Genomic DNA, 15,377 nt, shown 5'->3' on the forward strand with positions numbered 1-15,377 from the left:
AAATAGCTGTCTTACTTTTAGTGCTTTGCTCTTCGTTTCAAGTATTTTTAAATATTAAATGGAAATATAATAAAAAAGTTAGGCATTGACGCATTATTATGATGATAACATATTATAAAATATTATGTGAGATATTTTATCAAAGATTTTAGAAAGTATAAAAGAAAATTATTTAGGATATATGGCACAGAGGGTGGTAAATAAAATTTCTATATCGAATATAACAATGAAAAATCCGGTACGGTTTATTAATCGAGAGTTTTCATGGCTACAATTTAATAATCGTGTTTTGATGGAAGCGGCTAATTCGAAACATCCTTTATTAGAACGTCTACAATTTCTTTCTATTTCAGCTGCAAATCTTGATGAGTTCTTTATGGTTCGTGTTGCTGGACTGGCGGCTCAAATTCGTTCTTATGTTACAGTATGCAGTGCAGATGGGCACACTCCACAGGAACAGCTTGATATTGTATTAGCTGAGATTTCAAAGCTGCAGGCTCATCAACTACGAGAATTGAATGTTTTACGTGATGAATTAAAAAAGAATGATATTGAAATTATTTGTTCTGATGATCTTTCAGAAATTGAAAAATCATGGCTTGAAAAATATTTTCTTGAGACAATTTTTCCTGTTTTAAAACCTTTGCCTGTTGATTCTACTCATCCTTTTCCATTTATTCCTAATTTAGGGCTTTCTCTTGCGATTCAATTGTCTGGAGGAACTGATCAGAACTCACACACAGTGTTGTTACCTATTTCAATGCTTTTGAGACGTTTTGTTCTTCTGCCTCAGAAGGGCAATCATTTTCGTTTTATTGCCTCTGAAGATATTATTTCTTTTTTTATTAAACAGGTATTTCCTAACTATGAGGTTAATGGAATTGGTACATTTAGAGTAATCCGAGATAGTGATATTGAAGTAGAAGAAGAAGCTGAGGATCTTGTCCATTTTTTTGAAACTGCTCTCAAAAGGCGGCGCCGTGGGCAGGTTATTCGTGTTGAGTTTGACGCAAAAATGCCAGAGAGTTTACGCCAATTTATAGCGAAGAGTCTCGCTGTTCCTGATAATTGTATTAATGTCCTTGATGGATTTTTAGCGCTTAATACGGTATCAGAAATTGTTTCTATTCCCCGTGATGATCTCAAATTTATTCCTTATATTCCTCGTGTTCCGGAATGTATTCGTGAACATAATGGGGATTGTTTTGCGGCTATTCGTGAAAATGATATCGTGATTCATCACCCCTATGAGACATTTGATGTTGTTGTCCAATTTTTACGTCAAGCTGCTTGTGATCCTGATGTTGTGGAAATTAAACAAACTCTTTATCGTACATCAAATGATAGCCCAATTGTTGGCGCTTTGATTGAAGCCGCTGAACAGGGAAAATCTGTGACTGCTTTGGTAGAACTTAAAGCGCGTTTTGATGAGGAAGCAAATATTCGTTGGGCACGGGATCTTGAAGGTGCTGGGGTTCAAGTTATTTTTGGTTTTATTGCATTAAAAACGCATGCTAAGATGTCATTGGTTGTGAGACGTGAGGGAAAACGTCTTCGCTCTTATGTTCATCTTGGAACAGGAAATTACCATCCCGTTAACGCTAGAACTTATACTGATCTTTCTTTTTTTTCTACAGATGATGTTATCGCTCATGATGTTGCGTTATTGTTCAATTATATTGCGCAATATGAGCGTCCAAATGAAACCATGAAGATTGCTTTTTCACCCTTAACATTGCGTGGTCGTATCTTAGAGCATATTGAAAGAGAAATTGCTCATGCACACCAGGGAAGATCTGCTGCTATTTGGATGAAAGTTAATGCATTGGTTGATCCTGAAATTATCGATGCTTTATATCGTGCCAGTCAAGCAGGGGTGCAAATTGATTTGGTTGTGCGGGGAATATGTTGTTTACGTCCTGGTATTCCAGGAATTTCAGATAATATTCGTGTAAAATCAATTGTAGGGCGTTTTCTTGAACATAGTCGCATCTTTTGTTTTGGGAATGGTCAAGATTTACCCAATGAAAATGCACTTGTTTACTTAGGCTCTGCCGATATGATGCCTCGTAATCTAGATTACCGTATTGAAATATTGGTTCCAGTTTTTAATAAAATGGTGCGTCGGCAGATTCTTTTACAAATTATGTTGGCTAATATCATTGATAATCAACAAAGCTTTGATATACTTAAGGACGGAACATCAAGACGTGTCACACCACAGAGAGGTGAAAGTCTGTTTAATGCGCAGGAGTATTTTATGGCGAATACGAGTATTGCGGGGAAAAATGAGTCTTTTGAATCTTCTGTCTCGCGCTTGGTTGCGTTGCATCGGCAACAAGCCGAAACACATAAAGACTAAAATCCAATGACATATGGAGATGCTCAAGGTCGGCTAAAAGGGCGTAAACCTGTTGCTGTTATTGACATTGGTTCAAATTCTGTTCGGCTGGTTATTTATGAGGGGCTTGTTCGCTCACCAACGGTTTTGTTTAATGAAAAGGTTCTTTGTGGTCTCGGTCAGGGTGTGGCAAAAACGGGATTTTTAGAAGAAAAGTCGATGAAAATGGCGTTACAAACACTGAAACGGTTTCGTACGCTTTGTCGACAGATTGGGGCAGATGAGGTTTATACTTTAGCAACGGCAGCAGCACGAGATGCAACAAATGGTGTAGCGTTTATTCAGCATGCTGAGGATATTTTGCAAAATAAAATATATCTTCTTTCAGGAAGTGAAGAAGCTATGTATTCAGCCTATGGAGTTGTTTCTACTTTTTATCAACCAAAGGGTATTTCTGGAGATCTTGGTGGCGGAAGTCTCGAGCTGATTGATATTGATCATTCTGATGTGGGTGAAGGGATAACGCTTCCATTAGGGGGATTACGGTTACAGTATATGTCAAATAATGATACTACTGTAGCCACAAAAATTGTACATGAGCAATTTTATAAATCTTCTGTTGCTCGTACGCGTAAAGGTATAGCACGTTATTTTTATGCTGTAGGGGGGACATGGCGTAATTTGGCAAAGCTCCATATGGCAATGAAACACTATCGACTCCCTGTTATGCATGGCTATGAAGTTGATGCCGTTGAAATGGAAAGTTTTTTACGTCTTGTAGCAAGTGGTAATATTGATAATATGAGAGGAATTGCAGCGGTTTCTCAGAATCGCCGGAAACTTTTATCTTATGGAGCAATAGTTCTTATTGAACTCATTCAGTGTATGGAGTTTGAAAAGATAATCTTTTCTGGTGCTGGCGTTCGTGAAGGTTTTCTTTATTCACGATTGCCGCAGGCGATTCGACTTTCAGATCCTCTCATTGCGGCGTGCACTGAAATGGCTACTTTACGGGCACGTTCACCAAAACAAGCAGAAGAACTCATTGATTTTACGACGAATGCCTTTGAAGTTTTTGGAATTTCAGAAACTGAAAATGAATACCGTTATCGTCAAGCCGCTTGCCTTCTTGCTGATATTGGGTGGCGTATACATCCAGATTATCGAGGCAATGAAGCGGCAAATCAGATAGCATTAGGATCTTATCCAGGAATTTCTCATGAAGGGCGCCTTTATGCGGCGCTTGCTGTTTTTTTTCGCAATACGAGTTTACTGGTTGATAAAGAATCTCTTCCCATTTTTCAGTTAGCAACTCAAAATATAATTGAAAAAGCACGTATTCTTGGTGAAACTATGCGTCTTGCTCATCTTTTTAGTGCTTCTGTTGCAGGGATTTTACCTCATTTATTGTGGCATAAAAAAACAAATCATATTATCCTGCAGATCCCAAAGAATTACGCTGGGTTATTAGGAGAACGTCCTCTTGGACGATTAAAGAAGTTATCAAAAATAATAAAACAACCTCTCGCTTTTGAAATTTTTTGATTTTTTATCCTCATTTATTCGCGTTTCATATCTTATAAAAAGTGCTATTATTAAGTATTTTAGTTGCTATGCGGCTCATTTTTGATTGTTAAATTGCAATTTCTATAAGTTTTTTATAGGTATGGTAATGTGAGATATTATATCTTCGCGCTTTCTTATTACGCTAGGCTGCTATTTTTTTAATGGGACATGTTTTTATTATAAGAATTTTTTCTTTTTAAAACTTTTAAATGAGAAACTATCTATTTTTCTAGATTTTCCTTAAAATAAGATTGCTATTTGGTTGACTAGATAAAGATTTAACTGTCATTTTTAATAAGAATTTACTATTAAGTTTTTAAATTTGTCAGTAGTAGGCTCTATTTAACATATTTTCGTTGTCCTATATATTAATTGATGTAGCTAATGACTAGCATAATGGATTTTTTAAAATGAGAATGTTTTTAAATTTATTCAGAGTCTCTTCTACATTTTTCAAATAAAATTGGTTTAATTTAATAAGGTGCGATTGCAAAATTTTTCTCTTTTGATTAAAATTGTTTTGTGCTTATTTTCCCATCATTAAAGTAAAAACCTATTTGTCCCTTTAGTAGTTGTTCGGCTTTTTGACCAAATATTTCATAGCGCCAGCCATTCATAGCGGGGATATTTTTCTTTATTCCTCCATTGGCGATTTTTTCTAAATCATTGGATGTTGCAATAATTTTAGGAGCAATGCTGTTTTCGTTTGCAACAAGTTTTAATAACACTTTGAGCAGGTCGATAACAGCGGTTGTCGTATCATTGAGTGGATTATATTTAGGAATGGGGGGCAAAGTAGAAAGATCTACCTCTAAGCCTTCGTGGACAGCTTTGATTAATGATTGCGCAATTGAGAGTTTATCCCAATTCTTCTTATTAAGACCGCGCAACCGTTTTAATGCAGATTCATCTTTTGGTTGTTGGGTGGCTATTTCTATAAGGCATTCATCTTTCATGATATGACGACGTGGCATATTGTATCTTCGTGCTTCACGTTCACGCCAAGCTGCTATCTTTTGTAATACAGCGAGTTCACGTGGTTTTTTAATTTTTCCTTTTACTTTTTTCCATGCTTCATTTTCTGGCATATCATAGGTTTTAGGATTTAAAAGGATTGTTATTTCATCATCCATCCAGTGAGTTCGTTGATTTTTCTCTAACCTTTTTTTCAATAACAAGTAAACATCTCTTAAGTAAGTTACATCGGAAAGTGCATAGAGCAGTTGTTTTTCAGACAAAGGGCGGTAACTCCAGTCTGTAAAGCGGGAGGATTTATCAAGATGATGCCCTGTACAGCGTTGTACAATTTGATCATAGGAGATAGAATCACCAAATCCACAAATGGATCCTGCTATTTGCGTATCAAAGAGAGGGGAAGGAATAACACCTCCAAGGTGATAAATTGTTTCAATATCTTGGCGCGCAGCATGAAAAACTTTTACAACTTTTTTATCGACCATAAGGTCAAAAAATGGTTGTAAATTAATATCTGGTGCTATGGGATCAATCAAAACTGTAACATCTGGTGAGGCGAGCTGTATTAAACACAGTTGAGGCCAAAAAGTTGTTTCGCGGATAAACTCAGTATCGACTGTTACAAAATCAGAGGTACGTAGAGCGTTAAGTGCAATTTCAAGATCTGTTGTTTGTGTAATAAGATTCATCATTTTATTATAATTCGATAAATTAAATTTGTCCTTTGTTGACTTTATTTTTGAGTTTTTATTCTCATATCTTGACAAATGGTTATTAAAAAGCGTTTGTAGCGCATGTGAATATTATAATCAAAGGCAAAAAACATGCATCGTTATCGCAGTCATCATTGTGCGGCTCTTCGTAGATGTGATGTAGGAACACAAGTTCGTCTTTCGGGGTGGGTTCATCGTGTTCGTGATCATGGAGGGATTCTTTTTGTGGATTTACGTGATCATTTTGGAATCACACAAATTGTTGCTGATCCTGCTTCACCAGCTTTTAAAGTTATTGAAAAAGTGCGTTCTGAATGGGTTATTCGTGTGGATGGGGAGGTGTGTGCTCGTTCTGATGAGGTTATTAATGCAACGCTTCCAACAGGTGAGATTGAAATTTTTGCACAAGAGGTAGAAATTCTTTCAAAATCTGATGAGCTTCCTTTACCGGTTTTTGGTGAGCCTGATTATCCAGAAGATATTCGATTAAAATATCGTTTTCTTGATTTGCGTCGGGAGACTATGCACAAAAATATCATGCGTCGGACTGAAATTATTGCGGCTATGAGACGGGCTATGCAAAATAATGGTTTTACGGAATTTACGACGCCACTTTTGACAGCTTCATCGCCGGAAGGCGCACGTGATTTTTTGGTTCCGAGTCGTGTTCATCAGGGAAAATTTTATGCGTTACCGCAAGCGCCACAGCAATATAAACAATTGTTGATGATGTCAGGTTTTGATCGTTATTTTCAGATTGCTCCATGTTTTAGAGATGAAGATCCGAGGGCCGATCGTCTTCCTGGTGAATTTTATCAATTAGATGTTGAAATGAGTTTTGTTGAGCAAGAAGATGTTTTAGCAACTATGGAACCTATTATGCGTTCTATTTTTGAAGAATTTGCAGATGGAAAGACTGTGACACAAAGCTTTCCTCGCATTTCTTATGATGAAGCAATACAGAAATATGGTTCAGATAAGCCTGATCTGCGGAATCCGATCATTATGGAAGATGTTTCTCAGCATTTTTATAATTCTGGTTTCAAAGTCTTTGCTCAAATTTTAGCGAATGATGAGAATGCACAAGTGTGGGCTATTCCAGCTAAAACGGGTGGAAGTCGTGCTTTTTGTGATCGTATGAATGTATGGGCGCAAGGTGAGGGGCAACCAGGGCTCGGTTATATTTTTTGGCGTGAAGAAGAAGGAAAATTTGAAGGAGCAGGGCCTATCGCCAAAAATATTGGTGAACAGAGGACTGAAGCAATCCGTATACAGCTTGGGCTTGAAAGTGGAGATGCCTGTTTTTTTGTAGCTGGCGATCCAAAAAAGTTTTCATCTTTTGCTGGGGCAGCACGCATAAGGGTAGGGGAAGAATTAGATCTTCTAGATAGAGATAGTTTCTCTTTGGCGTGGATTGTTGATTTTCCATTTTTTGAATGGAATGAAGATGAAAAAAAGATTGATTTTGGACATAATCCTTTTTCCATGCCTCAAGGGGGAGAAAATGCCCTTGCCTGTCAAGATCCTCTTACTATTAAAGCTTTTCAATATGATCTTGTTTGCAATGGTTATGAAATTGCATCAGGTGGAATTCGTAATCACTTACCAGAAATGATGCTTAAAGTTTTTGAACTTGTAGGACTTTCTAAGGAAGTTGTGAAAGATCGTTTTGGTGGTCTTTATCGTGCATTCCATTATGGGGCTCCACCACATGGTGGTATGGCTGCGGGAATTGACCGCATCATTATGCTGTTGCAAGGTGTTAAAAATTTGCGTGAAGTTGCTTTATTTCCTATGAATCAACAAGCACTTGATCTTTTGATGAGTGCTCCGTCTGAGGTTTCTTCTACACAATTACGTGATTTAGGAATCCGCATGGCTCCTACTCACAAAAATAGCTCATAAAGTTGATAATGGATTGTTTTCATCTTTTCTACGTAGAGTGAAGTTTTTGTGCCTCTCAAAAGCCATCGGTGTGTATGTACTGTTTGTAAAATTTAGATAGGTAAAAACGCTATTGTGTTGATTTTTTACGAGGCATTTTTATTCCTTGTTTCTATAGTGGCTCTTCCCCTTGTGATAGGTGAGGAAATAATTATGATTGCTTGATCATGAATAAATTAGAAATGAAAGAACTCTATAATATTCGGGAGTCTCATTTTAGTTGAAAAAAATGAATTATCTTTATGTGTCAATATATTATTTATTTTTTATTGAAGTTTTTACAACGTTGTAGCAGAGAATTGTGTCTCTTCGTTTTTATGAAAATAATGTGATTTTCCATTCTATGGACTTACTCTGAAAAGTTTAAATTTCATAAATTTTGAATATTTTTTAGTTTTTCATAGAAAAACTGAAGGGGATTATTATACAATTTATCTTTATAATAAAAGATGATGTTTGAAAGGTGCTTTTGTCATTCCAGAAAGGATGAAATAACTCTTTGTAGGCAGTTAAATTATCGTCGGATTTGACAAAGCTTTCAATAAATTACTTAGGTCAAGGGGGACGGACATGTATAAATTTTTCAAATTGATATAATTTTCTGTTCATGTTCTAATTGCAGCGTTTGTTTTTATGTAATTGACTTTTAATAAAAAAGTCGACTCATAGAAGATTTCACTAAATAAATCCTATAAGATAATTTCTTATTATTGTGGGAATTGTTGTTTTAATACTATGTCTGATAAAATGAATTTACCTTTTGATAAAGAACATATTGAACCAATAGAATTACGTTCTGCTTTACAGGAACGTTATTTGGCTTATGCACTTTCTACGATTACACACCGTGCATTGCCTGATGTACGTGATGGATTGAAACCGGTCCACCGGCGGATTGTTCATGCGATGCGTCTTCTCAAACTAAATCCTGGACAGTCTTATGCGAAATGTGCGCGGATTGTTGGTGATGTCATGGGAAAATTTCATCCTCATGGGGATGCGTCTATTTATGATGCCTTGGTGCGCTTGGCTCAAAGTTTTGCTGTTCGTTATCCGTTGGTTGATGGGCAAGGCAATTTTGGTAATATTGATGGTGATAATGCTGCTGCTATGCGTTATACAGAAGCACGCATGACTGAAGTGGCTGCATTGTTGCTTGAAGGAATTAATGAAAATGCTATTGATTTTCGTTTGACTTATAATGAGGAAGATGAAGAGCCTGTTGTTTTACCAGGAGCTTTCCCTAATCTTTTAGCAAATGGTTCTTCTGGTATTGCTGTTGGTATGGCAACATCTATTCCACCCCATAATGTTGCGGAGCTCTGTGATGCAGCACTCCATTTGATTGCGCATCCCGATGTAAATGATGAGGATTTAAATCAATTTGTGCTGGGACCAGACTTCCCAACCGGTGGTATTTTGGTTGAATCTAAAAAGAGTATTGAAGAATCTTACCGTATAGGTCGGGGTTTTTTTCGATTGCGTTCGCGTTGGTATCAAGAAACTGGCAGCCGTGGTTCTTACGTGATTGTTGTGACTGAAATTCCCTACCAAGTTCAAAAGTCACGCCTTATTGAAAAAACTGCGGAATTGTTGCTTGCACGTCGGTTGCCAATGCTTGAAGATATTCAAGATGAGTCAGCAGAAGATATCCGCATTGTGCTTGTTCCTAAAAATCGGTCGGTTGATCCGGAACTTCTTATGGAATCCCTTTTTAAATTGACTGACTTTGAAGTGAGATTTCCCCTCAATCTTAATGTTTTATCTTCTGGAAGGATACCTAATGTTCTTTCTTTGCGCGAGAGTTTACAGCAATGGCTTGAACATCGGAAAGAAGTGCTTATTCGTCGCTCTCATTATCGGCTTGATCAAATTGATAGCCGATTGGAAATTCTTCATGGATATCTTATTGCCTATTTAAATCTCGATGAGGTCATTCAGATTATTCGTGAAGAGGATGAACCTAAAAAGCAGCTGATCAGTCGTTTTGAATTAACAGAAAATCAAGCTGAAGCTATTCTTAATATGCGCTTGCGCTCTTTACGTAAGCTTGAGGAATTTGAAATTCGTAAAGAATTTGAAAGTTTGAAAGCTGAAAAAGAAAAGCTACAGAATTTGTTAGCTTCTCCTATAAAACAGTGGAAAATAATTTCAGAAGAAATCAAAAAGGTTCGAAACACTTTTGGTCCTGAAACCCTCTTAGGGAAAAGACGTACGACATTTGAAGAGGCACCAAGACATGATCTTGATGATATTCAACAAGCAATGATCGAAAAAGAACCGATTACTATTGTTATTTCTGAAAAGGGGTGGATGCGTGCTTTGAAGGGACACTTGAACGATTATAAAGCACTTTCTTTTAAAGAAGGAGACAGTTTAAAGTTAGCATTTCCAGCATTTACGACCGACAAGATTGTGCTGATCAGTACGGGTGGAAAGTTTTTTGCTATTGGTGCAAATAATTTACCTGGAGGGCGGGGACATGGTGAACCTATTCGTCTCTTAGTCGATATGGATGATGAGCACGATATTCTCACAGCTTTTGTGCATCACGCTGAGGAAAAATTGCTCTTGGTTTCATCTCACGGAAATGGCTTTATTGTTTCTTCTGCAGAAGTGATCGCCAATACACGAAAAGGAAAGCAAGTGATGAATGTGAAAGCTCCTGATAAGGTAAAGCTTTGTGTTCAAGTAAATGGTGATCATGTTGCTGTAGTTGGTGAGAACCGCAAAATGCTTATTTTTTCTATTGAACAAATACCAGAAATGAATCGCGGTAAGGGGGTTCGTTTACAGCGTTACAAAGAGGGTGGTATTGTTGATGCCAAGACTTTTAATTTATCAGAAGGCTTAAGTTGGCAAGATACTGCTGATCGAATCTTTAATCGTCAAGCTGATGATCTCATTGAATGGATGGGAATGCGTGCGGGCGTCGGGCGTTTGGTTCCAAGAGGATTTCCAAAATCAGGAAAATTTATCAATTAAATGTATTTTATACACAGGAAAGTTCCGTATGATTTTATGATATGCAATATATTGATTTATAAGGATCATTTATGATTTTTTTATATTAAAAAGAAAGATCTAAAGTGTGAGTTTTTCTCTTATTTTTCTTCTGTTCAGGTTAAATCAATCAAAAATGTTTGCTTGCATGTCATAAGATGAGGGGAGATTGTGTGCATAAAAACTATTTCTTGTAAACCGTTTCAAATACAAGAGTTTTACAATAATAGGTCTATTTGTTCTTTGGTCAGTGATTATGTTTTTGAAAACCGAGAAATAGTATCATAATGCCGGTTTGTGTTCTTTATTAAGTAAAGATGCTGCTATTCAATGGCTTTTATACATTTTCACATTATACCATTTATGGGTGCTGTCATGAAATGATTTGATATTTCGAGAGCTGTACTTTTAAACAAACAATATGAATGTTTAACATAAGAGTGTTCTATTGGGAGATGTTTTATTTTGTCTGATAGGTTTATCTTCTTATTGTTCAAGAGAGATGTTATTAATCTTTCGTAGTAATATTTATTCGTTAGGATTACTATGATATTGCCTAAAAAGATGACCACGTTCAGCCCATAAGACGAGAAGTATGGCAGTGAGACTCAGAAAGAAAAATCCTGCTGAGTTTGGGATGGTTGTTTCATCAAATTGTTGGGCAATAAAAAAGCTAAGTCCTGCACCGATAGATGTTTGAAGAAAGCCGGATACAGAAGATGCTGTTCCAGCAATTTCGCCTACAGATTCGAGAGCGAGTGTATTGAAATTGGCCATAATGCCACCACAGGTAAACATTAATATACAATATAACGTCATATAAAAAGGAAAAGGGATAACACCACCTGCTAAGATGGAGCCAATAAACCAAATGCATGAAGTGGCACAAAAGAGCAAAAGCATAGTATGAGCAATACGTCTCATCCCAAGACGTCCGACAAGTCGAGAATTCATGAATGATGAGAAAGCCTGAAATGCAGCACCGATGGCAAATGCGATAGGAAACCAAAAGCCTAAGTTATAAATTCCTTCATAGGTTTGTTGTGATGTATTAACAGCGATAAAAATGCACCCTAAAATGATAGAAGTTGCAAGTGTATAGCAAAGTGTTGTACGATTTGTCACAACAACCCATAAGTTGTGTTTAACTGAAGAAAAGGAAAGAGGGCGTTGTTCATGAAGTGTTTCAGGCAAGCGGAATTGAATCCAAATCATCAGCCCGAAACCAATCATTGCCATGAAAATAAAAATATATTGCCAATGTCCGAGCAGTAAAATGATCTGTCCTGTTGCGGGACCAACCATTGGTGCAACAAGAAAAACCATCATAACAATAGACATAACTTCTGCCATTTTTCGACCACTGTAGAGATCACGTACAACGGAAACTGTGAGCACGCGCATAGCAGCTCCTCCAATACCTTGCAAGATACGCAAAATAAGTAAGAGAGAAAAATCAGTTACAAAGGCACAGCCAATCGCCGTAAATGAATAAAAAGCAAGCCCGAGAAGAATAAGTTTACGTCGTCCATACCGATCGCTTATAGGACCGAAAAATATTTGAGCAATACCATAGCTAATAAGATAACTCGAAATAATATAATGTTGATCATTTTCATTAAGAACATTTAAGCCGTCCAAAATATTGGGCATAGCTGGCAGCATAATATCAACAGCTATAGCGTTAATAGCCATGAGAGAAGCAATAAGAACAACAAATTCTTTATAGCCAATTTTGTTTCTAATCGCATCACTATGTGTTTGTTCATTGAGTGAATATGACATATGGCATCCTTGAAATAAAAATTTCGTCTGAAAACAGCTCTTTTTTAGAGTCTGAATAAAATGAAAGATACCTATGATTGATTATAAGGAATATTTTTTTCTTTCAAAAGTTCCTGTAACTCATTGTTTTGAAACATTTCTTTAACAATATCACAGCCTCCAACAAATTCACCTTTGACATAAAGCTGTGGAATTGTTGGCCAATTTGAGTAATCTTTGATCCCTTGACGCAATTCGTCAGAAGTTAAGATATTAATCCCTTTATAATTCAATCCTAAATAGTCAAGGATTTGAACAACTTGTCCTGAAAACCCGCATTGCGGAGCGTCAGGTGTTCCTTTCATGAATAAAATGACGTCGTTTGTTTTAATCTCGTTATCAATAAAATCATGAACAGTGGTCATTTTTATCCCTCGATATTTTGGATTTTTATAAGTGTGTAATTTATACTCGTACTGTTTTTAAATCGTATTGAGTGAATGAATGCAAGAAAAAATTTTAGATTATTTGGGGATATTTGTTTGCAACATTAAGGCGTGAAGATCAGTTCCCATATTGCCTTTAAGGGCATCATAGACCATTTTATGTTGTTGAACACGGGTTTTACCGCGAAAACTTTCAGAAATAACTTCTGCCGCATAATGTTCTCCATCTCCAGCAAGATCACGAATTGTTACAGTCGCATCGGGAATGCCTTCACGAATAAGCGTTTCAATTGCATGGGCACTCATCGCCATCATTATTCTCCTATGTTGTTCACTTTTTGTAAGAGCTGTTTAAAAACAACAATTTTTACTCTTCACCCATAAATTGTGGAAACCAATTTTCATAGGCTTTTGTGAGTTTGTCTATAGAAAGTTTTAGTATTCCATCTATATCAAGTGCATCACCTGCAACTTGACCTAGCTCTGTTAAAGAAACTGCACTTATTTGTGCGAGCTCTTTAAGGCTATTGAGTGCTTCAGGTTTGACGGCTAAAAGATAACGTCCTTGGTCTTCTCCAAAGAGTTCTGCATGTTCTGGTGATTGGTTGCTTAATTTTGCTTTGATCCCTTTACCTGCTTTAATGACCATTTCTGCAAGCGCAATCGCTAATCCTCCATCAGAAAGATCATGGGCGGCGTGAACAAAACCACGATGTATGACATCTCGAACAAATTGACCATGCTTTTTTTCAAGTTGTAAATCTACAGGGGGGGGGGCACCTGCATCAATATTTAAAATGTTACGTGCATAGATTGATTGTCCTAAATGGGAGCCGCAATTTCCTACTAAAACAAGAATATCTCCATTTTGCATACCACTTATTGTGACCATTTTAGACCAATCATTAAGAAGTCCTACACCAGCAATTGTGGGGGTTGGAAGAATGGCTTCCCCATTTGTTTCGTTGTAAAGAGAAACATTGCCTGAAACGATAGGGAAATCGAGGATTCTACAAGCTTCCCCGATTCCTTTAATAGCAAAAACCAGCTGTCCCATAATTTCAGGTTTTTCAGGGTTCCCAAAATTGAGATTATCTGTAGCAGCTAACGGTGTTGCACCTGTCGTACTAATGTTTCGCCAGCATTCTGCGACAGCTTGTTTCCCTCCCTCATAAGGGTCTGCTTCACAATAGCGAGGTGTTACATCAGAAGAAAAAGCAAGAGCACGTTTGCTATTGTTGCCTACACGGATAACGCCTGCATCACCTCCTGGGCGAATAAGGCTATTTCCTTGGATAAGGGTATCATATTGTTCATAAATCCATCGCCGTGAACTTTGATCAGCAGAATTCAATAAGGTCACAAGTGCATCACCAAGATTTTCAACTTTTTTGACGTCTTCTGCTTTTAAGGGTGTTTTTTTTGCCGGATCACTCCAAGGACGGTCATAAACAGGTGCTTCATCACCAAGTTCTTTGATGGGAAGATTGACAACTTCTTCCCCTTGATGAAATACGCGGAAACGTAGATCATCGGTTGTTTTTCCAATAATGGAAAAATGGAGCCCCCACTTATGAAAAATTGCTGCTGCTTGCTTTTCTAACTCTGGTTTAAGAACCATGAGCATACGCTCTTGGCTTTCAGAAAGCATCATTTCATAGGCTGTCATGTTTTCTTCTCGAACAGGAACTGTATCGAGATTAAGCTGTATCCCTAAATTTCCTTTTGCACCCATTTCAACAGCAGAAGAGGTGAGACCTGCTGCCCCCATATCTTGAATAGCAACCACGGCTCCAAGTTCCATGAGCTCTAAACATGCTTCAAGAAGACATTTTTCTGTAAAAGGATCACCGACTTGAACGGTTGGACGTTTTTCACTGATTGAATCATCAAATTCAGCAGAAGCCATTGTTGCTCCACCGACACCATCACGTCCTGTTTTCGCACCAAGATAAACAACAGGGAGTCCGATGCCTTGTGCTTTAGAATAAAAAAGGGCGTCTGTCTTTGCAATACCGGCGACAAAAGCGTTAACGAGGATATTGCCATTATAACGTTCATCAAAATTGACTTCTCCACCAACCGTTGGAACACCAAAAGAATTGCTGTAACCACCTATTCCAGAAACAACACCAGAAACAAGATGGCGTGTTCGCGGATGATCAGGAGCGCCAAATCGCAATGCATTCATAGCGGCGACAGGACGGGCTCCCATTGTGAAGACATCACGCAAAATACCACCCACGCCTGTCGCTGCACCTTGATAAGGTTCAATATAAGAAGGATGGTTATGGCTTTCCATTTTGAAAACAACACATTCTCCTTCACCAATATCAACAACACCAGCATTCTCACCAGGCCCTTGAATGACACATTTTCCTTCTGTTGGAAGAGTTCTTAGCCATTTTTTAGAGGATTTATAGGAACAATGTTCATTCCACATTGCAGAAAAAATTCCTAGTTCAGTAAATGTTGGTTCTCTACCAATTAACGTCAAGATACGTTGATATTCATCCTCTTTTAGGCCATGTTGTGCAATGAGCTCTGGTGTAATAGTGATGTTATCGCAAGGCTTCATGAGTATTTATCCGTTAAATTAACTGAAATTCAGCATTTTAGTTTCTA

9 protein-coding genes are annotated in these 15,377 nt (G+C 37.4%); 4 read left to right on the forward strand and 5 right to left on the reverse strand.

The genetic code is table 11. The annotated features are described in order from the left end of the window. Positions 1 to 181 precede the first annotated feature (181 nt). Entirely contained in the window at positions 182 to 2,362 is a 2,181-nt protein-coding gene (locus ACFIJJ_RS02825) for an RNA degradosome polyphosphate kinase (protein ID WP_375622402.1), read from the forward strand. Positions 2,363 to 2,368: 6 nt separating this feature from the next. After that, positions 2,369 to 3,886 (forward strand): exopolyphosphatase, encoded by a 1,518-nt coding sequence (gene ppx, locus ACFIJJ_RS02830; RefSeq protein WP_375645845.1) that lies wholly within the window; start codon positions 2,369 to 2,371, stop codon positions 3,884 to 3,886. Between the two features lie 530 nt (positions 3,887 to 4,416). On the opposite strand, the gene rnd is transcribed toward ppx, so the two are convergent. Continuing rightward, the gene (rnd, locus tag ACFIJJ_RS02835; protein ID WP_375645846.1) at positions 4,417 to 5,574 is read right to left on the reverse strand and encodes a ribonuclease D; all 1,158 of its coding nucleotides are present in this window, start codon (positions 5,572 to 5,574) and stop codon (positions 4,417 to 4,419) included. 132 nt (positions 5,575 to 5,706) lie between these two features. Here rnd and aspS point away from each other — a divergent pair, with 132 nt between their 5' ends. Next, entirely contained in the window at positions 5,707 to 7,500 is a 1,794-nt protein-coding gene (gene aspS, locus ACFIJJ_RS02840; protein WP_375645847.1) for an aspartate--tRNA ligase, read from the forward strand. Positions 7,501 to 8,274: 774 nt separating this feature from the next. Further along, a complete protein-coding gene (gene parC, locus ACFIJJ_RS02845; RefSeq protein ID WP_375645848.1) occupies positions 8,275 to 10,524 on the forward strand; it encodes a DNA topoisomerase IV subunit A in 2,250 nt (749 codons plus the stop codon). A 546-nt stretch (positions 10,525 to 11,070) separates the two neighbouring features. On the opposite strand, the gene ACFIJJ_RS02850 is transcribed toward parC, so the two are convergent. The 4 genes from ACFIJJ_RS02850 to purL form a co-directional block, all read right to left on the reverse strand. Further along, complete coding sequence (locus ACFIJJ_RS02850) at positions 11,071 to 12,327, reverse strand: multidrug effflux MFS transporter (RefSeq protein ID WP_375622407.1); 1,257 nt, start codon at positions 12,325 to 12,327, stop codon at positions 11,071 to 11,073. Positions 12,328 to 12,398: 71 nt separating this feature from the next. Then, positions 12,399 to 12,731, reverse strand: a complete 333-nt coding sequence (gene grxD, locus ACFIJJ_RS02855) for a Grx4 family monothiol glutaredoxin (protein WP_375622408.1) — start codon at positions 12,729 to 12,731, stop codon at positions 12,399 to 12,401. A 99-nt stretch (positions 12,732 to 12,830) separates the two neighbouring features. Next, complete coding sequence (locus ACFIJJ_RS02860) at positions 12,831 to 13,064, reverse strand: BolA/IbaG family iron-sulfur metabolism protein (protein ID WP_375622409.1); 234 nt, start codon at positions 13,062 to 13,064, stop codon at positions 12,831 to 12,833. A gap of 55 nt (positions 13,065 to 13,119) precedes the next feature. After that, positions 13,120 to 15,330 (reverse strand): phosphoribosylformylglycinamidine synthase subunit PurL, encoded by a 2,211-nt coding sequence (gene purL / locus ACFIJJ_RS02865; RefSeq protein ID WP_375645849.1) that lies wholly within the window; start codon positions 15,328 to 15,330, stop codon positions 13,120 to 13,122. Between the last annotated feature and the right edge of the window lie 47 nt (positions 15,331 to 15,377).

Source organism: Bartonella sp. TT29SHDZB (genome assembly GCF_042193395.1).
Lineage (GTDB): Bacteria > Pseudomonadota > Alphaproteobacteria > Rhizobiales > Rhizobiaceae > Bartonella.

What these genes read in the sequence shown, in the direction of transcription:
- ACFIJJ_RS02850 (WP_375622407.1), bottom strand. Translation starts at nt 12,327, where the DNA reads ATGTCATATTCACTCAATGAACAAACACATAGTGATGCGATTAGAAAC.
- ACFIJJ_RS02825 (WP_375622402.1), top strand. Translation starts at nt 182, where the DNA reads ATGGCACAGAGGGTGGTAAATAAAATTTCTATATCGAATATAACAATG.
- grxD (WP_375622408.1), bottom strand. Translation starts at nt 12,731, where the DNA reads ATGACCACTGTTCATGATTTTATTGATAACGAGATTAAAACAAACGAC.
- ppx (WP_375645845.1), top strand. Translation starts at nt 2,369, where the DNA reads ATGACATATGGAGATGCTCAAGGTCGGCTAAAAGGGCGTAAACCTGTT.
- rnd (WP_375645846.1), bottom strand. Translation starts at nt 5,574, where the DNA reads ATGATGAATCTTATTACACAAACAACAGATCTTGAAATTGCACTTAAC.
- parC (WP_375645848.1), top strand. Translation starts at nt 8,275, where the DNA reads ATGTCTGATAAAATGAATTTACCTTTTGATAAAGAACATATTGAACCA.
- ACFIJJ_RS02860 (WP_375622409.1), bottom strand. Translation starts at nt 13,064, where the DNA reads ATGGCGATGAGTGCCCATGCAATTGAAACGCTTATTCGTGAAGGCATT.
- aspS (WP_375645847.1), top strand. Translation starts at nt 5,707, where the DNA reads ATGCATCGTTATCGCAGTCATCATTGTGCGGCTCTTCGTAGATGTGAT.
- purL (WP_375645849.1), bottom strand. Translation starts at nt 15,330, where the DNA reads ATGAAGCCTTGCGATAACATCACTATTACACCAGAGCTCATTGCACAA.